At 60.3% G+C, this 25,229-nt stretch carries 20 protein-coding genes and 1 pseudogene; 13 read left to right on the top strand and 8 right to left on the bottom strand.

Going from position 1 to position 25,229, the window contains the following annotated elements:
• Both IEX25_RS18075 and IEX25_RS18080 read right to left on the bottom strand, forming a co-directional pair.
• A partial coding sequence (locus IEX25_RS18075) for a hypothetical protein (RefSeq protein WP_188716415.1) occupies positions 1 to 321 on the bottom strand: 321 nt, incomplete at its 3' end.
• A 92-nt stretch (positions 322 to 413) separates the two neighbouring features.
• Complete coding sequence (locus IEX25_RS18080; RefSeq protein WP_229665430.1) at positions 414 to 896, bottom strand: M10 family metallopeptidase C-terminal domain-containing protein; 483 nt, start codon at positions 894 to 896, stop codon at positions 414 to 416.
• A 367-nt stretch (positions 897 to 1,263) separates the two neighbouring features.
• On the opposite strand from IEX25_RS18080, the gene IEX25_RS18085 reads away from it, so the two are divergent.
• The 3 genes from IEX25_RS18085 to IEX25_RS18095 are packed head-to-tail and all read left to right on the top strand — an operon-like array spanning position 1,264 to position 3,964.
• Positions 1,264 to 1,620 carry a hypothetical protein gene (locus IEX25_RS18085; protein ID WP_188716976.1) on the top strand — a complete coding sequence of 119 codons (357 nt, stop codon included), beginning with the start codon at positions 1,264 to 1,266 and terminating at the stop codon, positions 1,618 to 1,620.
• A gap of 51 nt (positions 1,621 to 1,671) precedes the next feature.
• On the top strand, positions 1,672 to 3,201 hold the full coding sequence (locus IEX25_RS18090) for a winged helix-turn-helix domain-containing tetratricopeptide repeat protein (protein ID WP_188716978.1): 1,530 nt from the start codon (positions 1,672 to 1,674) through the stop codon (positions 3,199 to 3,201).
• Complete coding sequence (locus IEX25_RS18095; RefSeq protein WP_229665431.1) at positions 3,140 to 3,964, top strand: gamma-glutamylcyclotransferase; 825 nt, start codon at positions 3,140 to 3,142, stop codon at positions 3,962 to 3,964. Before IEX25_RS18090 ends, IEX25_RS18095 begins: the two co-directional genes overlap by 62 nt.
• 197 nt (positions 3,965 to 4,161) lie before the next feature.
• Here IEX25_RS18095 and IEX25_RS18100 read toward each other — a convergent pair whose 3' ends face one another.
• Positions 4,162 to 4,926 carry a YetF domain-containing protein gene (locus IEX25_RS18100; protein WP_188716979.1) on the bottom strand — a complete coding sequence of 255 codons (765 nt, stop codon included), beginning with the start codon at positions 4,924 to 4,926 and terminating at the stop codon, positions 4,162 to 4,164.
• Here IEX25_RS18100 and IEX25_RS18105 point away from each other — a divergent pair.
• The 5 genes from IEX25_RS18105 (at position 4,925) to IEX25_RS18125 (ending at position 13,448) form a co-directional block, all read left to right on the top strand.
• Positions 4,925 to 5,533, top strand: a complete 609-nt coding sequence (locus IEX25_RS18105; RefSeq protein ID WP_188716981.1) for a response regulator — start codon at positions 4,925 to 4,927, stop codon at positions 5,531 to 5,533. The genes IEX25_RS18100 and IEX25_RS18105 overlap by 2 nt on opposite strands.
• 635 nt (positions 5,534 to 6,168) lie before the next feature.
• Entirely contained in the window at positions 6,169 to 8,865 is a 2,697-nt protein-coding gene (locus tag IEX25_RS18110) for a PAS domain-containing sensor histidine kinase (protein ID WP_229665433.1), read from the top strand.
• 27 nt (positions 8,866 to 8,892) lie between these two features.
• Entirely contained in the window at positions 8,893 to 9,225 is a 333-nt protein-coding gene (locus IEX25_RS18115) for a response regulator (RefSeq protein WP_188716985.1), read from the top strand.
• A gap of 185 nt (positions 9,226 to 9,410) precedes the next feature.
• Positions 9,411 to 11,591, top strand: coding sequence for a PAS domain-containing sensor histidine kinase (locus IEX25_RS18120; RefSeq protein ID WP_188716987.1), 2,181 nt, complete (start codon positions 9,411 to 9,413; stop codon positions 11,589 to 11,591).
• A gap of 534 nt (positions 11,592 to 12,125) precedes the next feature.
• Complete coding sequence (locus IEX25_RS18125) at positions 12,126 to 13,448, top strand: cation:proton antiporter (RefSeq protein ID WP_229665434.1); 1,323 nt, start codon at positions 12,126 to 12,128, stop codon at positions 13,446 to 13,448.
• A gap of 23 nt (positions 13,449 to 13,471) precedes the next feature.
• Here the strand turns inward: IEX25_RS18125 and IEX25_RS18130 are convergent.
• Positions 13,472 to 14,159, bottom strand: a pseudogene (locus IEX25_RS18130) (IS5 family transposase).
• 236 nt (positions 14,160 to 14,395) lie between these two features.
• Here IEX25_RS18130 and IEX25_RS18135 point away from each other — a divergent pair.
• Together IEX25_RS18135 and IEX25_RS18140 are read left to right on the top strand one after the other, a co-directional pair.
• Positions 14,396 to 15,310, top strand: coding sequence for a PhnA-like protein (locus tag IEX25_RS18135; RefSeq protein WP_188716992.1), 915 nt, complete (start codon positions 14,396 to 14,398; stop codon positions 15,308 to 15,310).
• 214 nt (positions 15,311 to 15,524) lie between these two features.
• Positions 15,525 to 15,872: a DUF883 family protein gene (locus IEX25_RS18140; protein ID WP_188716994.1), complete on the top strand. Its 348-nt coding sequence runs from the start codon at positions 15,525 to 15,527 to the stop codon at positions 15,870 to 15,872.
• 140 nt (positions 15,873 to 16,012) lie between these two features.
• Here IEX25_RS18140 and IEX25_RS18145 read toward each other — a convergent pair whose 3' ends face one another.
• From IEX25_RS18145 to IEX25_RS18155, 3 genes are all read right to left on the bottom strand, one after another.
• On the bottom strand, positions 16,013 to 16,951 hold the full coding sequence (locus tag IEX25_RS18145; protein ID WP_188716996.1) for a YsnF/AvaK domain-containing protein: 939 nt from the start codon (positions 16,949 to 16,951) through the stop codon (positions 16,013 to 16,015).
• Positions 16,941 to 17,360: a DUF2382 domain-containing protein gene (locus tag IEX25_RS18150; protein ID WP_188716998.1), complete on the bottom strand. Its 420-nt coding sequence runs from the start codon at positions 17,358 to 17,360 to the stop codon at positions 16,941 to 16,943. Before IEX25_RS18150 ends, IEX25_RS18145 begins: the two co-directional genes overlap by 11 nt.
• 196 nt (positions 17,361 to 17,556) lie before the next feature.
• Positions 17,557 to 18,138, bottom strand: coding sequence for a phosphatase PAP2 family protein (locus IEX25_RS18155; RefSeq protein ID WP_188717000.1), 582 nt, complete (start codon positions 18,136 to 18,138; stop codon positions 17,557 to 17,559).
• A 257-nt stretch (positions 18,139 to 18,395) separates the two neighbouring features.
• Here IEX25_RS18155 and IEX25_RS18160 point away from each other — a divergent pair, with 257 nt between their 5' ends.
• On the top strand, positions 18,396 to 18,824 hold the full coding sequence (locus IEX25_RS18160) for a response regulator (protein WP_188717002.1): 429 nt from the start codon (positions 18,396 to 18,398) through the stop codon (positions 18,822 to 18,824).
• Between the two features lie 42 nt (positions 18,825 to 18,866).
• On the opposite strand, the gene IEX25_RS18165 is transcribed toward IEX25_RS18160, so the two are convergent.
• Positions 18,867 to 20,840, bottom strand: a complete 1,974-nt coding sequence (locus tag IEX25_RS18165) for a PAS domain-containing protein (protein WP_188717004.1) — start codon at positions 20,838 to 20,840, stop codon at positions 18,867 to 18,869.
• A 380-nt stretch (positions 20,841 to 21,220) separates the two neighbouring features.
• Between IEX25_RS18165 and IEX25_RS18170 the strand changes: the two genes are divergently transcribed.
• The gene (locus tag IEX25_RS18170) at positions 21,221 to 22,813 is read left to right on the top strand and encodes an FAD/NAD(P)-binding protein (protein ID WP_188717006.1); all 1,593 of its coding nucleotides are present in this window, start codon (positions 21,221 to 21,223) and stop codon (positions 22,811 to 22,813) included.
• Between the two features lie 133 nt (positions 22,814 to 22,946).
• Complete coding sequence (locus IEX25_RS18175; RefSeq protein ID WP_188717008.1) at positions 22,947 to 24,536, top strand: CHASE domain-containing protein; 1,590 nt, start codon at positions 22,947 to 22,949, stop codon at positions 24,534 to 24,536.
• Positions 24,537 to 25,229 lie beyond the last annotated feature (693 nt).

Consider the following 25,229-nt stretch of genomic DNA (forward strand, 5'->3'; position numbering starts at 1 on the left):
TCCGAAGAGCCCGGCGGCAGCGTCATTCGAGGCCACGACCGTCCCGTCCCCCATCAGGACCAGGGCAGCGCCCAGCATCGAGGACAGCAGATCGTTCGCCCGACGTAGTTCGGCCGCCTGCAGCTGCTCCAGGATCTGCAGCACTCCGGCGATCTGATGGGCAAAGGCGGGACCTGCAAACTCTGCCAGGCGCGGCTGGCTCATGCCGGCGCGCTCCATCTGCGCGTCCCAGGCCGCGATCAGTTCATCGACACGTTCAGGGCTGACCGAGGCATCCAGAAAATGCTCGACCAGTTGCCAGGATCGAACCTTGTCTTCCATGGCCGCCCCCTTTGGACGAACAGTGTCTCACCGACAGACTGCCCGATCAATTGCTGAGCCGGGCCGGGGGAGCTGATAAAGCGCGGCCAAGATCAGGCGAAAAGGTCGAGCGGCGGCAGGGTCATGACATTGGGCCCGGCCACCGTCCAATCCTGCGCACCGGCTACACCCAGCAACACGATGGTGGCGGAATTGGTCAGGGTCAGGATCGTGTCCGTCCTGCCGTCCAGATCGACATCTGTGCGCAGGGTCATGTTCGTGTTGACCCTCAGGCCGTCGCCCAATGCCAGCTGATCCACTCCGACCCGGAAATCCCGCACCGTATCCGTGGCAGTGCCGTCGGCGGCGCGAAAGACGAAGTAGTCCGTTCCCGAACCACCTGCCAGCACGTCGGCCCCCGATCCGCCCAACAGCCAGTCTGTGCCGGCCGCCCCCCGAAGATAGTCGGACCCCGACTCTCCCAACAAAGTGTCGTTGCCATACCCGCCATAGACGTTGTCGGCGCCGGCGCGGCCATAGATCAGGTCTTTGCCATCGCCCCCCCAGAGCAGGTCGGCGCTGCTTGTTCCCGTCAACGTGCCCCCAAGATCACTTGCAAACCTGATTGCCATCGGATCCTCCCGTTGTTCATCTGGAGCCGTGCTCATGATGAGTCGAAGATGATCCCGCGGGCCTCGTCGCGCATCTATCAGATGATATAAGGGCGGTCCTGATTACGAATGCCGGATGGTGGCCAAAGCGTGGCGCTCAAATAGTTCTACCCAGTAGGAAATCTGCGGAAGTTACGTAGACCTGACAGCATTCCGCACCTCTGGTGCTTCTGTCCTGAAGGTGCTCTGAAAAACTCCGGAGGTCTTCCTGAATAGCGACGTTGGTCAGGGTTCTGCTGGATAAATCGCGCGCGGTTGTTTGGCGCATGAACAGGCGGCTGAACCCCTGAGCATGACGGATTCAGAAAACTTTCAAGCCTCTTTTGAGACCCAACTGGCGGCGAGGTTCACACTCTCCAGAAAGATCGCAACGGGCGGCGTTGGTTCGGGAGAGAAACAGATGGTTACGACCGGCCTCATCGGCCAGAATCACGTCATTTCGAAGTCCCTGCTGTGCTTTCAAGTTGCTAACTTGGAGGCTTCCGCCAAGCAGCAAGTCTTTCGCGTTGAGAATGCTGAAGACCAGTTGAGGCTGGTTTCTGTCGGTTCATCCCTCGGGGGCAGACCGACAGAACTGGACCATCGACATTGCGCATCGGAATTGGGGTATGCTGAACGCACCGCGCGGATCTGGAGCGGCTGCTATTGACACCTCACGCCTCTCCTTCATCCTCATGGGAGAGATGGGGGAGAAGGCGCGGTGGCAGACGCAGTCGGCGCCACGATCATCCAGTTGGGCAGGTCCGTGCTGGACCTGGGTCGCGGCATGTTGAGCCGGGACGGCCAGGTCATCCCCCTGCGTGCCAAATCCTTTCGGCTTTTGCAGGAGCTTGCCCGTCAGCCGGGACGAGTTGTGCCCAAGGACGAGTTGCTTGACGCAGTCTGGCCGGATGTCATCGTGACCGAAGCCTCGCTGAGCCAGGCCGTTCGCGATATCCGCAAAGCCTTGGCAGACGAAGAAGGACGGATCCTGCGGACCATCGCCCGGCGCGGCTTCATGCTTTGCCCGACAGGCTCGCCTCTCCCGCAGCATGCTGGCCGCACCTCTTCGATCCGGCCGCGCATCGCTCTGCTGCCCATGAGGGACCGCACAGGCATCCCTGACCTGGGCCCGGTGCTGGATGGATTTGTCGAAGAGATGACCGTGGGTCTCGCCCATTTCAGGAACCTTACAGTGCTTGCCCAGCACTCGGCCTTCGCCGCCGCGGCAGACAGAACCCTCGATCTCGTTCACATCGGAACCAAGCTCAGGGCAGACTACATCGTGGATGGATCGATCCATCTGATGGACAATCGGCTGTGGCTGTCCATGGCGCTGAACAATGCCCATACCGGAGAGGTTCTCTGGGGTGAAAGCTTTGTCGGCGAGGGCACGAGCTGGCTTAGCCTTCAGGATGTAATCGCGCGCCGGATCGTGGCGCGCCTGTTTGCCTCCGTCGAAGAGGCGAGCCACCGCAGCAGCCTGCGCCAGGACGGTGGTGCGCTGACAGCCTTTCAGCATCTGGCACGCGGACGTGCCCTGTTCCGCACCTTCGAGCCGGGCGTAAACGAGCAGGCGCTCGAGCATTTTGCCGCTGCTATCAGGGCCGATCCCTCCCTGGGGGTCGCCTATTCCTATCATGGTCTGGCTGAAGCGGCGCTGCACGGCTACCAGCTCGCTCCGCTGGACGTGAAGCGCCGCGTCAGAGCCCAGGGGATGCGCGGGGCGCAACTCTCGCCCGAGGAAGCGCGCTGTCACGGCATCCTGTCGTTTTTCCATCTGTGGCTGGGCGAATTCGAGCAAGCCGAACAGGCGGCCCGTCGCGCCGTTGAGGTCAATCCTTGCGATGCAGATGGCCTTTTCAACCTGGGCTTTATTTTGGTGAACAGAGGCCGCCCGCAGGAGAGCCTGACCTGGTTTGAGCGTGCCAAGGACATCAATCCCCTCTGGCCCGGTTACTACGACAATGAGCATTCCTTTGCCCTTTTTCACTTGGGCCAATACGAGCAGTCTGCCCGGATGTTGGAGCGGGTTCCCCGGCGCAATGCACGCCAGGAGATGCGCCTTGCCGCCACTTATGCGCTGATGGGTGAGACGACGCGTGCGAGATCGCATGTGATCGACGCGCAAACCTTGGCACCCGGCCAGGATTTTCTGGAACTGGCGCGAACTGGTTATGCCTACGAGCATGACCAAGATCGACAGCATCTTCTCGACGCAATCCGACTTGCCCTGGATGCGGCAACTTAACCTCTCGTCAGCAGATCAAAGGCGAAACAAGGCAGTCAAGACAATGCCCCATTATCCTCCCAGAGAACTGGCGCTGACCCTCGACCATGTGGCGCGGGCAACCCGTCCGGTCGCGGATTTTGCCTTCCCCTCCACATTCTGCCCAGCGACAGATGCCGATTACGCAACTTTCGTCGATCGCCTGATGGCGGAAAAACCAGAAGGTGCACTCCACATCTTTGCCTACGGCTCGCTGATCTGGAGCCAACCGTTTGTGCCGGTGGCGCAGCGCCGGGCGGTGGCTTGGGGTTGGCATCGGCAGTTCTGCCTTGAAACCCGTGGGCATCGCGGCACCCCAGAGACACCGGGGCTGATGATGGCGCTGATGTCGGGCGGCCAATGCGCGGGCCTTGCGCTCGAGATTGAAGCTGGACAAGAGCGCCAGGTTCTCGGCGTCCTATCCCGGCGGGAGTTTCCTTTTGTCGAGACCCTAGCCTACCGGCGATGGCTCAGGCTCGAAACGGCCGAAGGACCGATACGCGGTCTGACCTTCTGGGCGGGGCCCACAGGGCCGCGGATCAAGCGAGGCCTGCCCTTGCGGACGGCTGCCGCGCAGATGGCAAGGGCTTGCGGACCCCACGGCTCAACGGCCGAGTATCTTCGCAACACGGTCCTGTCCCTTGAAGAACAGGGGTTCCACGATCGGAACCTGTGGGAATTGCAGCGCCTTGTGGCAGAGGAGATCGACGCTGCTTTTTGCAGCTCAGTAGGTTCACCAGAATGACAGCCGGCATTGTGGGATAAGGGGTGCGAATGAGCACTCAGAGTTCGATTGCATGGCAGGTGTCCACTGAACCATCCCTTTCGGACGATATCGGGACAGGACTCGAAGCGGTGAGCCGCGGGTCTAGAATGCGTGTCGCTATGCGGACCTAGCTGCCCTTCGTTGCGCGCCTTGAAAGCCGCATGAAACCCTGCAGTTCAGTCAAGCTGGTTCAACTCATTGCTGGTGAGCAGGCGAGCGGTCGTCCAGTTCCGGTTTCCGCAGTTGGTGCAGGGTTCGTCAGCGCGCACATTGGCTCTCTGCTGCCGATTGCCGCATTCCGTGCAGCAGAGTTGGCCGTCCACGGGCTCGCCCGGTATGCGCAGCGGAAGGTTTTGCAACAGGTCGTCAGGAGGCAGGAGTGAGAGACCCGGCCCAGCCTGTCTGCGGCCGAATACCGACACGCCGCCTCCTTCTTCAAGAAGGGCAATTTCCACCTGCCCAAGATTGGCTACCCCCTGCCTGCGTAGCATGCTCTTGATCTCGGCCATGGACAGTCCGCCAGCTTTGCGGCCCGCAATATCGATGCATCCGTCGCGCACCACTGCAATGGCACGTCCATCAATCAGCCGGTTTGCTGTCTGTGACCTCGCAGCCAAAGCATCCAGGCCTTTGTTGAGCAAAACAATGGCAGTAATCACCAGCATCGCCTCAAGCAAGGGAACGTCGGGGTAGAAGGTGGCATCGCCTACGGCCGAGCCCAGGGCAATCACCAGAAGCATGTCCGTCATCGACAGTTGCGCGACGCTGCGCCCTCCGATCCACCGGATCAGGCCCAGCGTATAGCTGTAGATCAGAAGCGTCCTGAACAGCACTTCCAGATAGAAGAGAGGTGGATGTTCACCGATAAACATCCGCCAAAGATCGAAAGGGACAACCGTATCATCCATGACCACTCCGCGCACATTCAGCAGGGCGTTCATGGGGGAGACCTCGCAGACCTACAAGCTCCGCCTGCTCAAGGCCAGCGACGGTCAGGAACAACGTCTCGCAGTTCGAGTCTTAGCACTCTCCCGCCCGCTGGTATCTACTGCGGATGCGAGCCGGAAATCCTGGGAAAAGGGAAACGATCAAGAAACCGATTTCCGAAACACCGGAACCCGAGAACCCAGACGGGCTTTTGTGAAAGAAGACCAGGAAAGCCGAGCAAACATGCTGGATCGCTTTGCCCGATACGCACTTGTTACCGATGGCAGCCCGCTGATCCGGATGAATATACAGTCCATCCTGACAAGAGCAGGGTTTCGCGTGCTTACGGCCGCAGGCTTCGACGATGCCATGGAGATCCTTGCTTCTCGCGGCCACTTCCTGAAGCTCCTCATCACGGATGTGCAGAGACCGCCTGGAAAGCTGACAGGCTGCGATCTGGCATTTCAATGCGCGAGAAGCTGGCCGGAAATCGGAATTGTCGTCACCTCCGGTGCGACATCTCTGAGTCCGGGTGAGCTGCCTGAAGGCGCCCTGTTTGTTCCCAAGCCGTTCAGCGAGGAGATGGTCGGACGCTGCATTCATCAGCTGGTAACAGAGTAGACTGCCAAGAGCTAGGCACAGCAAAGCGAATGTCAGCAGAGCCGTTGAACAGGCGGTGTTGCGCCAGCTTTATTTCCGGCTCCCGACCACGAGCCTTTGGAGCTTTCGTCAACTACTCCATAGCCCGTTCCTCTTTGCCACCCTATTACGGACAGACGGCGGCCCAAAGCTGCCAGTTGCTGCAGTGCAGCTTTCCAAGCTGGCTGCTGGATCTCCGTGGTAAACAAACGCGTTGTTGCTTCATCCGAGGGGGTCAGGCAAGTACAGCCTGTTCTCCCTAAACCCAGACCGAGTTGCTGCAATATGAGTGACGTCCGCGTTGATATAGGCTGGCTTAGCGTCCAGTTGATAGCAGTCGGAGGTGGGCTGGGTGATCTGCTGCGCGACGCCGATTGGCCGACGCCACCGCAGGGATGTGTCGAAGCCTGCCAGTGTATCAACGAACGTGGGGCGGCCCTGCTGTGAGCGAAACGAAATCACCTTCGCAACCGGCAGCAGCCGGCCTATGCTTGCAGCCGCCTTTCCTTCAAGGTGGAGGAGAGGCCGGGACGCTTCTACGGGGGTACGACTGGAAAGCATGCTCGCTTGGTTCACCAGAAAACTGGCCAATAGCGCTCCAGACTCTGGTCGGGGTGATGCTCGCTTCGAGCCAACCAATGTTCGTTCTCTGGGGGACACAGCGAACGCTTCTTTATAATGACGCCTACAGCGAGATCCTCGCAGGCAAGCATCCGGCAGCCATGGGGCGAGACTTTTTGGACGTCTGGCAGGAAATTAGGGACGATCTTCTGCCCATTGTCGAGCAGGCCTATCGAGGCGAGCCTGTGCACATGGACGACATCGAGCTTTGGATGGACCGCAAGGGCTATCGCGAAGAGGCTCATTTCGCCTTCTCCTATACGCCGGTGCGAGGGGAAGCAGGCGCCGTTGATGGTTTCTTTTGCGCCTGCCAGGAGATAACCCGACAGGTGGTCGCCGAACGATTGCTGCGTGAAAGCGAGGAACGCGCAAAAGCCAATGCCGATCGGGTGCGGCTCGCTCTCGACGCAGGCGCGATCATCGGGACGTGGTTCTGGGACCTTCCCTCAGACAGATTTACTGTAGATGAGCAATTTGCCAACTCCTTCGGCATAGACCCCAGCCTTGGCCGCACCGGTCTCAGCCTTGAGCAGGTGATCGCGACTGTTCATCCGGACGACAGATCGGGATTGCTCGCCGCCATTGACACAGCCAAGGAGCGTGGCGGCCCCTACGCCCACCAGTACCGCGTATGCCGCGCGGACGGCCAGTATCACTGGATCGAGGCAAATGGGCGGGTTGACAAGGGGCCTGACGGCACGCCGTTGAGCTTCCCGGGGGTGTTGCTCGATGTGGAGGAAAGACGCCGCACGGAAACCGCACTGCGCGCCAGCGAGGAGTTCAACCGTCGCGTGCTCGGAAGTTCTGCCGATTGCATCAAGGTTCTCACTCTTGAGGGCCACCTCGAATTCATGTCGGAGAGAGGGATGGGCATCATGGAGGTCGATGATTTCGACCGGGTGCGTGGTGCCTTCTGGCCAGATTTTTGGGACGGAGCGGAAAAGGCGAAGGCGATAAGTGCCATGGCAGAGGCGAAGAGCGGCGGCACCGGACGGTTCCAAGGCTTTGCCACGACCATGAAGGGAAGCCCGCGTTGGTGGGACGTGGTGGTCACACCGATCAACAATGCTGCGGGCCAGCCTGAGAAACTCCTCTCCGTGTCGCGCGACGTTTCCGCGACGATGGAGGCACAAACTACCCTACGCGAAACCACCCGAAAGCTTGATGCCATCCTGAACAACACGCGAGAAGCAGTGTTTCTGATGGATCATCGGCAATTCTGCGTCTACGCGAACGCGGCAGCGGAGAAGCTGACCGGATACCGGGCCGAGGAGCTTCAGGGGCGGCCACTCCATGACGTCGTGCACCACAAGAAGCCGGATGGTACCTCCTACCCAATCGAAGAGTGTCCGATTGACCGAGCCTTTCCCGCGCGCGCCCAAGTGAGCGGCGAGGAGTTGTTTGTAGCACGGGACGGATCCTTCTACCCGGTTGGTTTCACCGCAAGCCCGGTGCTGGATGAGTGTGGAAAGTCCGTCGGCACGGTCATCGAAGCACGTAACATCGCTGAGGAGAAAGCTCGCGACGACGCGCTACAGGAACAAAAGCGCATTCTGGAGACGCTGAACCGCACTGGAGCGGCAGTTGCGGCTGAACTGGACCTCGAGCGTCTGGTGCAAACGGTAACTGATGCTGGTGTGGCGCTGACTGGCGCGCAGTTCGGAGCCTTCTTCTACAATGTCCTGGATGAAGCTGGCCAGGCGCTCATGCTCTACACGCTGTCCGGCGCCGACCGCTCCGAGTTCGAGAGCTTCGGCATGCCACGCGCGACAGAGGTGTTTAAACCCACCTTCGACGGCGAAGGCATCATACGATCTGATGATATCCTTGCTGACCCACGCTACGGCAAGAACGCACCGCATCACGGCATGCCAAAGGGGCACCTTCCGGTTCGCAGTTACCTCGCCGTGCCTGTCACATCGCGCTCGGGTGAGGTCATCGGTGGGCTGTTCTTCGGCCATTCCGTCCCTGGCCAGTTCAGCGAGAACCATGAAACGTTGATGCGGGGGATCGCCGGTCAGGCAGCGATCGCCATGGACAATGCGCGCCTTTACCGAGAAGCGCAGTTGGAGATCGAGCAAAGACGGAAGGCTGAAGAGCGGCAGCGCTTGCTGATCAACGAGCTGAATCATCGGGTGAAGAACACCCTCGCGATCGTGCAGAGCCTGGCGCAGCAGTCGTTCAAGCGCGACGTACCGCCCGATGCGGCACGGGCGAACTTCAGCGCTCGGCTGAGTGCACTTGCCGCAGCGCACAACCTTCTAACGCGAAGGCACTGGGAACAAGCACTCTTATCTGAGATCATCTTCAGTTCGGTACAAGCAACGGCAGGAGCGGCATCCGCTCGGGTGACTTCCGAAGGCCCCGAAGTGATCGTTTCACCTCAGACGGCTGTTTCCATTGCGATGGCAATTCATGAACTCAGCACGAACGCCATCAAGTACGGCGCACTGTCTAACGCTGTCGGTTCAATCGCGGTGACGTGGAAGGTCAGCAAGAACGGGGACCGGCCGCGTCTTCGTCTGGACTGGGAGGAAATCGGCGGACCTGTCGTGACCGCGCCCACGCGCAAGGGGTTTGGGACGCGCATGATCGAGCAAGGACTGGCGACCGATCTGCAAGGCCAAGTTTCCCTGGAATTTGCCCCTCAAGGTCTTCACTGTGCAATCGACGCGCCACTCCCGGAGGCATAAATGTTGGATGGAAGTTCAGTCCTGATCTTGGAAGACGAGCCCCTCGTTGCCTTCGCGCTCGAGGACATGCTTCTCGATCTCGGCTCAAGGGATGTCCGTCTTGCTACCACCATTGCAGACGCCATGCACCTTCTTGATGAGTACACGCCGGACTTCGCTGTTCTTGATGTCAACATTCGGGGCGAGAGGAGCTATGGCGTGGCCGCAGAGTTGCGCAGGCGGGAAGTGCCATTCATCTTTGCCACGGGATACGGTGATGCCGAGCACCCGGAGACGCTCAAGGCTGTGCCAACGGTGACAAAACCGTATAGCCCTGAAGATCTCAAATCGGCCTTGGCAATTGCCGCAGGTCTGGCTTGATCGGCGGCGCTGCTGCCTTGGCGCGACCTGCTCTTTGCGATGTGAAACGCTCCTGCACCACGCGTGGCAACCACAGAGGTTGCCAGGATCTTCTAGGAACCTGCCGGCGATGCATTTAAGGAATTGACGACACACCAGTTACATGCGGGATAACGTGTGTTGATACCACAAGACAGGAGGCGGAGTTGGTCAATAGCGCGCAGCCTTCTGGCTTGAACGGCGCCGAGCTGACAGACGCCGTGCTGCAACGCAGATCCCTCGGACAGATGCATCGCCAGATATTCGGCTCCTATGAGGTGGATGTGCAAAGCGGCCTGTCGGTCTGGTCGCCCACGCTGCAGAGGATGTTTCCGGACCGGTCCAACAACCCCGTGCCCATGGGCGAGATTCACCGATCCATTCATCCCGAAGACCGGGATTGGGTGACGGCCCGCATGCAGTCCGCCATGCGGTCACCGGGGCCGTACGAGTTCACCTATCGGATCGGGCTGCCCGACGGTCAGGTGTTGCGCGTGCGCGATGTGGGAACGGCCCATCCCGCTTCCATGACAGGCCAAGTCGGGCGCATCACCGGAACCCTGACCGATATCACCCATGAACCCGAAGGCGGCATCGGCCGCAAGCTGAGCAACGATACCTTTTGGCAGATCATCGACGCAGCGCCCATCGGCGCATACGCGGTGGATTCTCAACTGCGCATGGTGCGCATAAACAGGACGGCCTTTGCGACCTTTGCCGAAATCGACAATCTTCTAGGCAGACATATTCACGAGATCCTGCACATCTTGTGGGACGAACCCTTCGCTTCGGAAGCGGTCGCCCGGTTCCACCAAACGCTGGAAACCGGGGAGCCATATGATGCCGACCCGGTGATCGGATATCGTGCCGACCGCAAGGTTCTGGAAGCATACGACTGGAACATCGAGCGGATCGAACTGGAGGACGGCCAGCCTGGCGTCCTTTGCTATTTCTACGACCTGACCGAACGGGTGCGCAACGAGCGGGTGATGAAGGAACAGCAGCAGCGCCTGAGCCTTGCTTATGATGCCGCAAGGATGGGTGCGTGGGAGGTCGATCTTCTGACCGACGAGGTCCAGGGATCCCCGCAACTGTTCGCGTTGTTCGGAGCGCCGGACTTTGGCGGCGACGTCAACGATCTCTGGCGCCGGGCCATTCACCCTGACGACCGGCCCGCCATAAAGGCAGCCTTCCAGGATGCGGTCGTGAGCAAGTCGGCCTTCAGCGTGGATTTCAGGGTTGTCTTGGAAGGCGGGGCCATCCGGCACCTTGCGACCTGCGGCGAGGTCCTGTGCGACGCCGACGGCACTCCAGTCAAGGTCATCGGTGTCGATCAGGACATCACCGACCGCAAGGCGGTCGAGCTTGCGCTGCGCGAAAGCGAAGAGCAGATGCGCACGGTCATCAACCACACGCTCGCCTTTGTCAGCGTTCTGGATCAGGATGGTGTCTTGCGCGAAAGCAACCAGCCGGCTCTCGATTTCGGGGGACTGACCAAGGAAGACGTGGTTGGAAGGCCGTTCTGGGACGCCCATTGGTGGACATACGACCCAGCCATCCGGGAAAAGTGTCGGGATGCGGTCTCGAAGGCTCGGTCGGGGCAGACCCAGCGGTTCGATGTGGTTGTCCGAGGCCGGAAGGACACGTTCATCACCATCGATTTTCTTCTGGCGCCGGTGTTCGGGGCAACAGGGGAACTGCGCATGCTGGTGGCATCGGGCTTTGACATTTCGGACCGGGAAGAAGCGCGAGCGCGCGAAAAGCTCCTGATGGGCGAGATCAATCACCGCACGAAGAACATCCTGACGCTGGTGCAGGCGGTCGCACGGCAGACCGCACGCGGCAGCAGTGGAGATTTCATCCCGCGCTTCGAGACGCGTCTGATGGCCTTGGCCAAAGCGCAGGATCTGTTGTTCAGAAGCGCGACTGATCGGGTCGATCTGCGCTCGCTGGCGGAATCCCAACTGGCCCATTTCCTGGACAGGATGGAGGCGAGGATTTCCCTGGCCGGACCGCCTGTCAGTCTTGCCCCACACGCAGCTCAGGCGATTGGCATGGCTCTGCACGAACTGTCCACGAACGCCGGCAAGTACGGTGCGCTGTCGTCAGAGCACGGTCGTGTCGAGGTTGCTTGGAGCGTGCAGCCCGACCACGATAGCTTCGAGATTGTATGGCTTGAACGCGACGGGCCGCCGGTTGTCCCGCCCACGTCCAGGGGCTTCGGCTCCACGGTCATAAACCAGATGACGCAATCCGCTTTGGACGCAGAGGTCAGTCTGGAATACAGGCCTGAAGGCGTCAGATGGACCCTGATATGCAACATGTCGAAAGTGACGAAGGCAGAGTAAATCAATTCACTAGATCGACAACCTGGGCAAGACACAATCAACGCGGCAGTCTTGACCAGCCTTTGGTCGGAATTCTGTCCTGTATCAGTCGTGTTGCCGTTCAAGGTGTCGTCAGTGGCAGACTCAAGGTCAAGCTCAGCCAAGCTGGACGAACAACGTTGCTGAACCACTGCTCAGACGCAGAAAACCTTTGCCTAGCCACAACGTTTCCAAAAGCCCGCAACCCTGCCTGTAGCCGGACGCAACGCAAGACTGCCTCGCTGATCTTTGAACGAACACCGCTTCCCCCCTCGATGGAAGACGACAGCTATTTCAGGCTGTTAAAAGCAGATCCGCATGCAATCGTGCTACAACGCTGGAGTCCGAGAACTTGCGCACATGGGCGCGGCTGCTTTCAATCTAGGGCTCGCCGCCATGCCTTTGCCGGAAAGAGGTATGTCGTTCCCCAGGACCCGGATCCGGCTAACATAAATTGTCCCCCTTTTCCGGCTTCGGGGGTCAGCCAGAATCCCCTTTGCCGCGTTGATGGGCATGATGGCATGGTTTCACCCCGATCCCTACATTCTGGTCCTGACCGGGGCGGGATTTCTGATCGCCCTTGTAGCCTGGCTGCCCCTGGCGCTGCGGCAACTGCCCTTGTCGCTGCCCATCGTCTGCATCGGCCTGGGCGCTGCGCTGTTCTCCCTGCCGCAGGTCGGGCTTGATCCCTCGCCCCTGACCTATCCGGACATTGCCGAGCGGTTCACCGAATTCGTGGTCATCATCGCCCTGATGGGGGCGGGGCTGAAGCTTGACAGGGTGTTCGGGATCCGCCGCTGGCTCGCCGCGTGGCGGCTGATCCTTGTGACCATGCCGCTGGGCATCCTGGCCATCACCGTCCTGTTCGGCACCCTTGTGGGTCTGCCCTGGATCGTCGCCCTGCTGCTGGGGGCGGTCCTCGCACCTACCGATCCGGTGTTGGCTGCGGATGTCCAGGTCGGCCCTCCCAAAGGCGGCGAGGAGGACGAGGTGCGCTTTGGCCTGACTGCGGAAGCCGGGCTGAACGACGGCGCGGCCTTTCCCTTCGTCAACTTGGCGATCATGCTGGCGGCAGCGACCGGTACGGGAGAGCCATGGGCGGCAAAATGGCTGGGCTATCATGTCCTGTGGGAAATCGGCGCCGGCGTTGTTGGGGGATACCTGATCGGCCGCGCCTTTGGCTGGCTGACGTTCCGCATTCCAGCGGAAACCAAGCTGGCGCAAACGGGCGATGGCCTGATCGCCCTGGCGGCCACCTTCATATCCTACGGCTTGACCGAGATAATTCATTCCTATGGCTTCCTGTCGGTCTTCGTGACCGCGCTGACCTTTCGCCATGCCCACCGCTCTCATGATTTCCACCGCGAGATGCACGACGTCACTGAACAGGTCGAACGTCTGGCAATGATGGTTCTTCTGTTGCTGTTCGGCGGCGCCCTGGCAAACGGGCTGCTGGGCGCCCTGGTCTGGACCGACATCGTCGCGGCCCTGGTGATCCTGCTCGTGATCAGGCCAGTCACCGGGCTGATCGGCCTGGCGGGGCTGAGGGCCACGTGGAGCGAAAAGCTGACGATCGCGTTTTTTGGCATCCGGGGCGTAGGATCGTTCTATTATCTGGCCTATGGCCTCAACAGCATGGAGATCGAGGGGGCCGATCGCCTGTGGGCCATCGTCGGACTGGTGGTGGTGATCTCGGTCTTCCTGCACGGGCTGACTGTGACGCCGCTGATGCGTTTGTTGGACCGCAGCCATGGCCGCGATCCCGACGCGGAGGGCGTCCCGCCGCCCGGCCTGCAGGGTCCGGGGGCAGGGGAAGACACGTCGCGAAAAACCAGTTGATCCGGACTATGGTCCGTGGACATTCATCGTGAGGCGATGATGGTTGCGGCGAGATGCCAATTGGCGGCGTAGCTGCACGCGGTCTTTTCGTAGCGCGTGGCGATGGCGCGGAACTCCTTTATTTTCGCGAAGAAGTTTTCGACCAAGTGCCGCCATCTGNTCCGTCCAGTTCTGCAAGCAGCCCATCGGCATCGAACGCCTTGTCCGCCAGAAGGGCGTCAAAGGCGACGTCCTCGATCAGCGGTGCAGCGCCCTTCAGGTCGTGAGCCTGGCCGGGCAGCAAAACAAAGTCGAACAGGTTGCCCAAGGCATCGACCAAGGCCACGATCTTTGTGGTCAGTCCGCCGCGGGAGCGCCCGATGGCCTGAGCCTGAGTCCCCCTTTTGCGCCGCTCGCCTTCTGGTGAGCCTGGACAATGGTGCCGTCAATCAGCGCGTATTCGAAATCGGGCTCGCCGCGGATCTCTTCGAAAAGGCGCTCGAAAACACCACCCTTGGCCCATCTGCGAAACCGGCGGAACACGCTGTTCCAGTTCCCGAATTCCGATGGCAGATCCCGCCAGGGCAAACCGGTTCGCACCCGCCAGAGAACGGCCTCCAGGAACAAGCGATTGTCCTTGCCTGTCACACCGCTGTCGCTCTCCTTGCCGGGGAGATGAGGTTCAAGACGCGCCCAGATATCATCCGTCACTACAAACCGCTGCTCGTCCATTCAAACCTCCATTTGGGAGGCCTGAATCACAAATCAGATGGTATGTGAACTACGAATGTCCACGGACCTTAAAGCAGCGAGTGTCCATTGAGTCATCTTTTCGGGCTCCGTTCGATCCAAGGCGCTCCGACGCTCCCGGCACAATCGGAACGAAAGTGTCTCTGGGCAGTTTAAGTCCGCAGACTTTCCTCATCCGCGCCGGATCGTGCCGTCGCCCCTGCCAGAGGTTTCCACAGATGAGCTATTCTTCCGGCGAACCCCCGCTGTCGACCGGGGCTGCCTCGACGCATCCGAGTGCTTCCGAGGACGCCCACACCATCATGATCAACAAGGTCTCATGGGGCGCGATCTTCGCGGGCGTCGTGGTGGCCCTCGTTGTTCAGGTGCTTCTGACGATGCTGGGTGTGGGCATCGGGCTTGCAACGCTTGATCCCGGCACGGGCGACAATCCGGCCGCCTCGACCTTCTCGATCGCTGCAGGCATCTGGTATGTCCTTTCGGGCATCATTGCTTCGTTTGCCGGCGGCTATATCGCCGCGCGGATGTCGGGCAAGACGGTGCCCACAACTGGCGCCTTGCACGGGCTGACGACTTGGGCCTTTACCACGCTTCTGGTGCTCTACTTTTTGTCGACCACCATAGGCAGCCTGGTCGGTGGCGCCTTCAGCGGCATTTCCAACGCCATTGGGGGCGTTGGCCAGACCGTGGCGCAAACCGCCGCGCCCGCGTTGGAAAACATCAATCCCTTGGACGAGATCGAAGCCCAGGTCCGCGCCACCGGCAACGATCCCGAGGCGCTCAACAACGCAGCAGTGAATGCAGCCCGCGCCCTGGTGACGGGTGACGAGGAAGGTCGCGACGAAGCCCGCCAGCAGGCGGCACAGGCCCTTGCCAATGCCCGTGGCATCCCGGTCGAGGAAGCGAACGAACAGATAGCCCAGATCGAGCAGCGATATCAGCAGGCGGTCGATCGGGTCCAGCAAAGGGCGACCGAGGCGGCCGATGCAGCGGCCTCGGGTGTCTCGACCGGAGCCATCCTCGCCTTCGTGGCGCTTGTTCTGGGTGCGATTGCCGGCTGGCTGGGCGGACGCTCCGGTGTTGTTCATCCCGTCTATGCCGATCGCGTGATCCCAACCCGTCGAAGGCTTTGAGCAAGACCAGGAAGCCAGGAGCCCCGCTGAAGCGGGGCTTTCCCTTGAGTGCTTTACTCTCCGTAAACCCGGAGCGGTTCAGCAAGCTGCGGGCGGTTCATGCCCAACAGATAGATAGGAATGATCATCAGGCCGCTCTTCGCTTGCAAGCGATGGAACACTAGGCTGTTCATCTTGTTGTTGCATTCAGCCACTCACCAAGAGGATAGATGCGATGACGCAAAAATCAGGTTTCCCGGAGAAGAATGAGGATGCCGCATCTTTAGGCGAAGAAACGCCTGACCTGCAGGACGACACCATGAGCCTTGCTGAAAGGGCATCCACATTGGCAAGCGATGCGATGGAGGGTTTTCGAGGGTCTGTTCAAGAGGTCAGAGCTGTCGGACAAGACTATGCTGGCAAAGCATTGGACATGGGGAAAAGGAAAGCCGAAGAGGCAGCCTTTTACACCGAACTCGGCTACGAAGAAGCAATCGACTATGTTCGGCAAAGACCGATCGCTGCCCTGAGCATGGCAATGGGGATCGGCCTTGTTCTCGGTCTTGCGGCCGCACGCCGCTAATCAACTCTTGTGTCTTATCGCATAAAGTCTTCTCGATCTTGAATCCATGAAGGCTGTTTTTTCAGAGTGCTGATCAAAGCTTTCGACCAAAGAAAAAGGCCCCGCGCATGCGGGGCCTCAGCGTTTGGTCAAATCAAGCCTCAGGGCTTCCGACTGTCATAATCCCGGGTTCCCGCTTCCGGATCCAGACCTTGGCGGTTCGGCCCATCACGATCGTCTTCGATCTCGACCTCGGTACGACGCACCGTGTCCGAGACTGTTTCGCGATGGGTTTCGCTGGTCTTGCGGAGTTCGATCTCCTCGACCACGCGGGCTTCTTTCTGAACGACCGCTTCTTCGCGGTATTCTTCAGCTTCGATCGTGCGGTCCTGGAAGGCAGCATCCGCGTCCGTCAGAGGACGGTCGACAGGCCGGCGCTCGACTTCAACGCGCTCCTCGCGCAGGTCGACGCTTTCGCGGACAGGCTCTTCGACGGTATAGGCGCGAACCCGGACACGCCCATGAGCGGTCTCGCGCTTGCCGATCCGGATGCGCTCTTCGACAACCGGGATCGATGCATCGTCAGACTGGTAATCACTGGCATCCATCGAGGCATCTGATGCGTCAGTCAGTGAATTGTCCGTCATCGACCCGGCCCGGCCGCGCAGATCGCCTGCCGAGGCTCCATAGCTGCTGGACTGGTAATCGCTCCAGCCTTCTGAGCGCCAGCTTTCCTCACGCTCTTCAAGATTGATGCTGCCCTCGTCGTCGAGGATATCCAGGGCGGTCTCGTAATCGGCCCCGGACAGCCCTGTCACGGTCACCAGATAACCGCCGCGCGAGAGCCCTTCTGCATAGGAATACCGATCTTCATCGGGAAAGAAGAAGTCCTCGAGACCATCCCAAAAACCTTTGTTGCGATCTTCAACGGTGCCCGCGCGAGAGGCGGTGTCACTCCCCCCCGCCACTTGACGGATGCGTTCCGAGCTTATCCCGGCTTGGCTCAGCCGCTCGACCGCACGTTGGGCCTCGGCCTGGCTATCGAACATGGCAGAAACGGACAGCGTGCCGGAAGAACCGGGTTCATTATCATAGGTCATCTTGATTGTCCTTTTCAGGGGGCTGCTCCAGATCGGCGGGCAGGCGCTCGATCTGGACGGTTTGGCGACGGGTCGTCGCGGGCACGTCAACAGTTTCCGTCCGTTCGATGCGGCGAACATGGATTTCTTCACGAAGATAGAGTTCGCGCGTGACGACCAGGCGCTCTTCAACCACAGGAATGATGGTCACTTCGCCTTCCGTCACGACGTCCGGGATTGTGTCAATCCGACGGTCCATCGGCACCCGGACCACATCAACGTCAACGCTTGAAAGTTCAGTCGGCAGGAGGTGGTTTATCTCCTCGGTCTGAGTGGCGATCCTGACACGACCGCTGACAACCCGCCGGGTCGAGACAGTGGCTGTTTCTTCAACAACGGGAATGAAATCGCGCTCTGTTTCGTCGGCCATTCTCGTCCCCGTCGTCAACGATGATCAACGGATAGACAGGAATTGCGTTCCGCAAATCTGACGCGATTTCGCGTAGCAATCGATCGGCAGGATGGGCCTTTCTGCTGTTCGGTCTCTTTTCAGGCGCGCGATGACAACAGGCATTATCTCCTCCCGATGAGATGCCTGAAAAGCGCCAGTAACCCGGAGGGTCCATTCACTTTTCCGGATAGAGCCTTTTCACGAGTATGGCCGCGGAAAGGCCGAGAAGTGTCCCTGCGGCAATGTCGATCGGGTAGTGCTTGGCACGCGGCACCTGAACACCTGCAATCAGGCTGGCTGTCAGGAACGCCGGCACGGCGGCCTTTGGGATATCGGAGGCTATGATCGCTGCGACCGCGACAGCACCGGCGGTATGGCCCGAGGGGAAGGATGTATCGTGACCGCCTTCGGTTTCTCCGGGTTCGCAGACATAGTCCTCACCCTCCAGCATCACACCTGGTCTGGTTCGTCGAAACCGGTTCTTGATCGCCCTCTTGATGCTGTTTGCCAGCACATGGGCAGCCATCATCCGCACACCCGTTCGGGTCAGGTGGGGACGATCGGACATGAGCCCGGCCGTCATGACGCCGCCACAGACCAGCGACAACGGGATCTGGTCCGCGATCTCGCTCACCAAGCCTAATGACGTGACAACCGGATGATGGCGATAGCGGCCAGCGTCCTGTGCGATAGACTTGTCGGCCTCCTCGATAGCCGTGATCGTGTCCGGGACTGACTGCTCATCGCTCTTGGTCATGCCGCTATCTTTTCCATGAGGGTTGCCGGTGATTGACGGCGCATAACCGACCTGCTTCTGGCCCGGTTCCGTGATCAAAAATCAACCGCCCGCAAGGACGACAACGCTCTGACATGGTTTCCCTAGATAAATCAATCCTTATGAGCGAAAGCCATCGTGGTGGCAGGCGAGCCCACATCGGATCAATCCGTCTGTGCGCTGGAACTGTGACAGCTTTGCGGCCTTTCCCTGGCAGGCCGCGAAGGAACTCTCAGATCATGGACCATGTCCGACGATATGCCCTGGTGGCGGATGATGAGCCGCTGATCCGGATGGAGGTTCAAGACATCCTGACCGAAGCAGGGTTTCGGGTGCTGACCGCTGCCGGAGCCGATGAGGCCCTGGACATCCTGCTCAGCCGCGGCCCGGAGATCGAGCTGCTCTTTACCGATGTCCAGATGCCGCCGGGAACAATGACCGGCTACGACCTGGCCCGGCGCTGCGCCCGTGACATGCCGCAAATCGCGATCCTGGTCGCCTCTGGGGCCCAGCGGCCTGAGCCCGACACCCTGCCTGAGGGCGCCTTGTTCATCGAAAAGCCCTTCAGTCCTGATCAGGTCCTGCGATGTCTATCCCAGCTTCTCCCCAAACCGCTGACGACAAAGGCCAGCAGAATGGCCACGCCAGAGGACAGGGCTTTCCCCTGAAGCCGCTTTTCCCCGGAACGAACGATGTCCGCAGAACAGCGCCTAGGCTGTCTCAACTCCTGCCGACACCGTGAACTGCGCTCCTTGGGCGGTGTTGATCGCTTCGACCGTGGCATCCAACTGGCTGCTCAGCGACACGATCAGACGCATGCCGAGGCCTGCCTGGCTCCTCATGTCAAAGCCCTCAGGCAACCCACGACCATGGTCTGCCACGACAAGCGTGTAGCTTCCCTTGTCCTGGCCTGGTCCGAAGTGAACCTGGATCGGGACGGGCTCGTCTCCGCGCCGTGCATGCTTCAGGGCATTGGTGAGTAGCTCGCTCGCAATCAGTCCGAGCGGCAGCGCCTGATCGATGGGCAGGAGCATCGTCATGGCCTCAACCGTGATCTGCGCGTTTCCAGAGCCCAGTGAGGATGCGATGTCTTGTGTCAGACGCTGCAGGTATCCCCCGAACTCGACCGTATCCATGTTCGCCGAGCGATAAAGCTGCTCGTGGATACGGGCCACGCTCAGAACACGGGTCGAAGCCTCGGCCAAGGCGTCCTTTGCCTCTCGCGACGAGACGGCCCGCTCCTGCATGCGCAGCAGCCCCCCGACCATCGACAGGCTGTTCTTGATGCGGTGATCGATCTCCCGGGATAGAAGATCCTTGTCGGCCAGGGCACGCCGCAGTCGCTCTTCCGCCACGACATGGGTGGTGACATCCTGCACGATGCCGACCAGACGCACGGGGCGCCCTTCGGCAAAGGTCGTCCGTCCGTAGGCAGCAACCCATCGGGTGTCTTTGTCCGAACGGCGCAGGACACGATACTGGGCCGCAGAGCGTCCATCGCCCTGCGGATCGAGCGCTTGATCAAGCGCGGCCTGCATCGCTGCCTGGTCCTCGGGATGTATGCCATCCGCGAAGGTCGCAAAGCTGACCGGCTCCTCGGCACCAATGCCCCAGATGTCGCGGATGCGCCCGTCCCATTCGATTGTGCCGGTGACCAGGTCATGGTCGAAAAGCCCGAGCGCCGCCGCATCGACCGCAATGCTGAGACGCTCCTCGCTCTGGGCCACAGCCTGCTCAGCAAGCTTGCGCTCGTGGATATCCTCTGATGCGCCATACCACATGGCAATCCCGCCCCGCGCATCTTGCCAAGGATGGGCATGGCTGCGCATCCAGCGATAATCGCCGTTCGCCATGCGGACGCGCTGTTCGATGTCAAAGGACGTGCCCGTCTCGATGGCGTGCCTCCAAGCCGAAAGGGAGGCAGAGCGATCATCGGGATGGATCGCTTCAAGCCAACCCTCTCCTTCGGCGTCCTGAAGCGTCAGGCCTGTCAGGTCGAGCCATCGCTCGTTGAACTCGACAATTTGCCCCTCTGCATTGGCCGCCCAGGGGATCTGCGGGTTGAGTTCGACCGCGCGCCGCAGATGAGCCTCCCGCTGGGCCAGTTCGTGGCCAAGCTCCTCGATCCTGCTGCGTGCTGCCTCCTTGTCGATGGCCACGCCAAGCGTGTTGGCGAGCGCCTGCAGAAAATGGATGTCATGCGGATTGAACGCGCCGGGATCGCGGCTATCGGCCTCGAGAACCCCGAAGGGCGTGCCTTCACCCTGGATGATCACGTTGACCGCGCGCTTGACCCCGTGGTCCGCCATCAGCTTCGGGGTGCGGAAGCGCTTTTCTTCTGAGAGATGGTTGGAAATCACCGGCTCGCCTGTCTTGAAGGCGTAGCCTGCGGGGCTTTCCAGATCCGCTCCGATCCGGGCATGTCCGACCAACCCGGGCCTCCAGCCGATCCCCGCGCGCAGAAGAAGAGCGTTCTCCTTGGGCAAGGGTTCGAGCACCTTTGCAAAGCCCACTTCAAGCCCATCCGCTGCAATGCGACAAGCTTCATCCAGGATGGCTTGCAACGTATTGTTCTTGAGGGCGAAGCGGCCGAATTCGGCAATCAGCGCCTGTTGGGCCAGACGCCGTTCAAGCTCAGGAACAGGCGGGTTGGGAGAGTCGTCGGCCGGGGTCTCTGCGATCATGACCGTTCCAATATCACCGCGAGAATACAGGGAACAAGAAGAGAACCCCGTATCCGCGTCAAGGGGTTTTCACAAGATGCCTCGTGTCGCGAGACTGCCTGGCTCTGCAAGGTCCTTCTCGACAGCGCACATGATCGGCGCAGGCGTGTCCTCTTCTCGTGCTTACCTGTATGAGTTGCTGCCTTTGGGCGACGGTTCCAGGGCGGACCTCCTTATGGATGGAGACCAACCGGCGAGTGATGATGCTATCGGCGCGACACACCTGAAAATCAGGTCGCCAACGTCTTGGAACCCCGCTTCAAGATGCGCATTTCGCTGCAACGGATCATCCGACCAATCGGGATTGCAAAGCCTGTGGGCTGCTCCAAGGGAAAGTTCAGATGACGGCACGACGAGCAGTTGCGATTATCGGCACAGGCCCTACCGGGATCTACAGTCTGAAACACCTGCTCGGCGCCGGGCTTCCCCTTGATGTCACGCTTTATGAGCGTGGTCCGCGTGCAGGGATCGGCATGCCCTATTCGCCACAGACGGCCAACAAGTCGATGCTGGCCAATATCGCCAGCATCGAGATCCCGCCGGTCGTCAGCACTTACCTGGAATGGCTCGAGGCGCAGCCGCCGGCACGACTGGCATCCTACGGCCTCGACCCAGAGGATCTGGACGACCGTCAGTTCACGCCGCGGCTTTTGCTGGGCGAATACTTCCGCGATCAACTGCTCGACCTGGTGGAGGACGCCCGGGCTGCGGGCCACAGGATCGCCATCCATGAAAACACCGAGGTTCTGGACATCGGAACGGGTGAAGAGGGACTGACCGCGACGACCCTTGCTGTCCGGGATGGTCCGTTCGACCGGGTAATCGTGGCAACAGGGCACCAGTTCCCTGATGTCGATGAGGCCACGCGGACCTACTTTCCGAGTCCCTGGTCAGGGCTGATCGAGGCGGCCATTCCCGCGGTCAGGGTCGGGATCATGGGAACCTCGCTCAGCTCGATCGACGCGGCCATGGCCGTGGTCAACCAGCATGGGCGGTTCCGCAGCAGGAATGGCACGCTCCGTTTCGATCTGGACCCAGCCTCGTCCGACCTCGAGGTCGTTCTGATGTCGCGCACCGGCGTGCTGCCCGAAGCGGATTTTTATTGTCCCATCCCCTATGAGCCTTTGACGTTTGTCACCGGCCCCGCACTGGCGGCGTGTCTCAAGACCTCAAAGCCCCTTGATGCGGCCTTCGATCTCATCAAGGACGAGATCACGCAAGCCGACCCTGCCTTCGCCCTGCGCCTCGGGTTGAAAAGCCTGACGGCCGACAGCTTCCCAAATGCCTACTTTGCAAGCCGTGAAACCTCCGATCCTTTCGAGTGGGCAAGGCGCAACCTCCAAGAGGTCGAATACAACAAGGCACACAAGATCACCGTTGCCTGGCGCTATGCCCTGTTGCGCATACATGAGGAGGTCGAAGACATTGTTGCCGATCTGCCAGAGGCCGACCGCGAGCGGTTCGACAGCGGTCTGAAGAAGGTCTTTGTCGACAACTATGCTGCTGTGCCTTCCGAATCCATTCGCCGTCTGTTGGCGCTGCGAGATGCGGGCATTCTCTCCTTGTTGACACTGGGGGAGGATTACGAGCTCGATCGGGAAGAAAGCGTCACCAGGATCACACGGCGCGACGGCCAAGTGGACACCTTTGAAGTCTTCATCGACGCCAGGGGACAAAAGGCGCTGACCTCCGAAGACCTGCCCTTTCCGAGCCTGCGGCGGACGCTTCTGGAGAACGGCCAGGAGATCCCGGATGTGTCTCAGGATTACAGCCTGATCGAGGCCGGTTCGTATACCGGCCGGCTATGCCTCGCGGCCCTTCCTTACCTGATGCATGACAGACCGTTTGTTCAGGGCATCACCGCATGTGCTGACATTGCCGAGGCAATTGCAGCGGGACTGACAACGCGCCGGCGGCGGCGATTGGTCTCGTGATCTGCCACAAACCACGGTCTTGCGGCAGGGAAGCTGTCAAACGTGACTAACGTTCTGACTGGCACCAACTCCCTTCAGTCCTGATTTGTTGGACTTCGACCACCGAGGCCTTTACTCAACCCCGATGCGCCCGATGTCCCGACTTCCGCTTGCCGTTGCAACAATCCTGTCATTGGTCGGCACAGGACTGACCTGGAACATTTATTGTATCGAAGTGACGGCCCAACAGGCCGCGTTTGATGTGCTTGCCCAGCGAACGGCGCGGCGGGTCGAAATCAGGATCAGGCAGCACATCGCCCTCTTGACGGCAACGCGCGCATTTCTTGAAACCCACCCCGGATCTCGGAAGCGCGAAGTCTTTGCGGCCTTTGTAGCGGGGCTGGATTTGCAGGGGCAATATGCAGGTCTCCAGGGCATCGGTCTCGCGCAACTGCTTCCGCCCGCCACTGATGACAGCATCGAAGCCAGCCTCAGAAACAACTATGGCGCCTTTGTGGAGGTTTGGCCCGATCCTGTTCCTGGATTGCGGACTGCCATAGTCCTCCTGGAGCCCCACGACGCCCGAAACCACGCGGCCCTGGGTTTTGACATGTCTACCGAGGCCCACCGCCGAAGAGCCATGCTCCAGGCCCTGGAAAAGGGTGAGCCCGTGGCCACCGCCCCGGTCGAGCTTGTCCAGGAAATCACCCACGACGTGCAGGCCGGTATTCTGATCTACATGCCGCTCCCCAAGACGGATCGCACAGGACCAGAGGGCTTTGTCTACGCCCCCCTGCGCATGGGCGATCTCTTCACTGCGGCCCTTGCCGGCAGCGATCTTCCCATCGAACTCCGTGTGGAGGATGCCCTGACCCCGGACCGGCCACTCTTCGAAAGCCAGGGCTACCCAACTGCTGCGGCCGGCGAGGCCCTGGCGAGCGAGAACCGCCTCCAGATCGCAGGACGAGACTGGATTTTATCGGCAAGGCCGGGGTCTGAGTTCGATGATGACGGTCCTCTGCGCGACACATTCGTGAGCGGGATCATCTTTACGCTCCTCGTCCTGACCACAACTTTCGCAGTGTACTGGCAGGGCTTGGCCATTGAGCGATCGCGTGCTCTCGCACAAATGGCGCGGAGTAATGCTGAGCAAAAGGATCTGCTCATGCGCGAGATGGTCCACCGGCTCAAGAACATGCTGGCCCGCGTATCAGGCATTGCGCGACAAACAGCGCGTGAAACATCCGACAAGACCGAAATGGTCAGCCGCCTGACTGCGCGGCTCCAAGCCATGGCAGCCGCGCAGGATCTGCTTATTGCCTCAGGCACGGACGCCACCACTCTCAAGGATCTTCTTTGTGCAGAGACCGATCAGATCGGGCAAATATCAACCAGGCTTTCAGGGCCAGCGGTGGCCCTTACTGCCCAGCAGACGCACGCGCTCGCCTTGGTGTTTCATGAGCTTGCCACCAATGCGCTCAAATACGGGGCGGGCATACAGGAGAAAGGCAGGCTCGACATCAATTGGGCGGTGGAGCAGCGACAAGAAGGGCATCAACTCCGGCTTCTGTGGCAGGAGTCCATACCCGCTGCGGCAGCCCCGATGTCCGGGCCTGGATCTGGCTCAAGTTCCGGTTTCGGCACGCGCCTTTTGGCCCTCATGGTTGAAGAAGAACTGAGTGGAACGATCGAACGCCGTTTCAGCGACGAGGAATTGACAGTCGAAATCCGGGTTCCCCTGTGACGATCAAGATGATCCCGAACCAGTATCTGACAGATGGCTGGTTTTTCCGAAAGCCCGGTTGGCGTAGTTCAAGGACAGGGATCGGCAGACCTCAGTAAAATCATTTGATACATTGATGTTAATTCGAAGCGCTGCCCAATGGCTGATCATGATCCCCGTGGTCGCCATCCTGTATCGCAGTGAAGCCACCACGGCTTCAGTGAGCGCAGCTTCCCGGCTTGGTCTATGGGCTCTGTCGACAAGCGAACCGTCTCCATTTTCGAGTGGGCTGCGGACAGTCGGATCGCCTTGCATGCTGTCTCGCCGCACCAGATTCTGACCGTCTTGATGCACTGCGCTCAAAAGCTCTGAAGGCCAAGGCATGTGGGAACGGGCAGGCGCCTCGGTCCGTAGCGGCTGGCATGAGTGCCGGGCGAAATCGGTGGCCAGCCTTGTACGCCAAGGCGAGGGGAAGCAAGGCGGAGGACCATCAGCGAGGCAAGGCGCGCAATCACGATGGCTGATCCTGCCGCTTGCGTTCGCTCAGACCGATCAGGTTGCCCATGAGGTTAAGCTGTCCTTGCTGAAAAGCGTAGGTCATGCCTCGTATGTGAACTCACGCCGAAGCGCAAATTGTTGTTTTTCTTCTATTCCAGTCTGTTTCTGAGAGCCATCAGGTTGCTCTCAAAGACCTCTGCGGGTGTTCGGTAGCCC

It is taken from the genome of Paracoccus acridae, assembly GCF_014642735.1.
GTDB lineage: Bacteria > Pseudomonadota > Alphaproteobacteria > Rhodobacterales > Rhodobacteraceae > Paracoccus > Paracoccus acridae.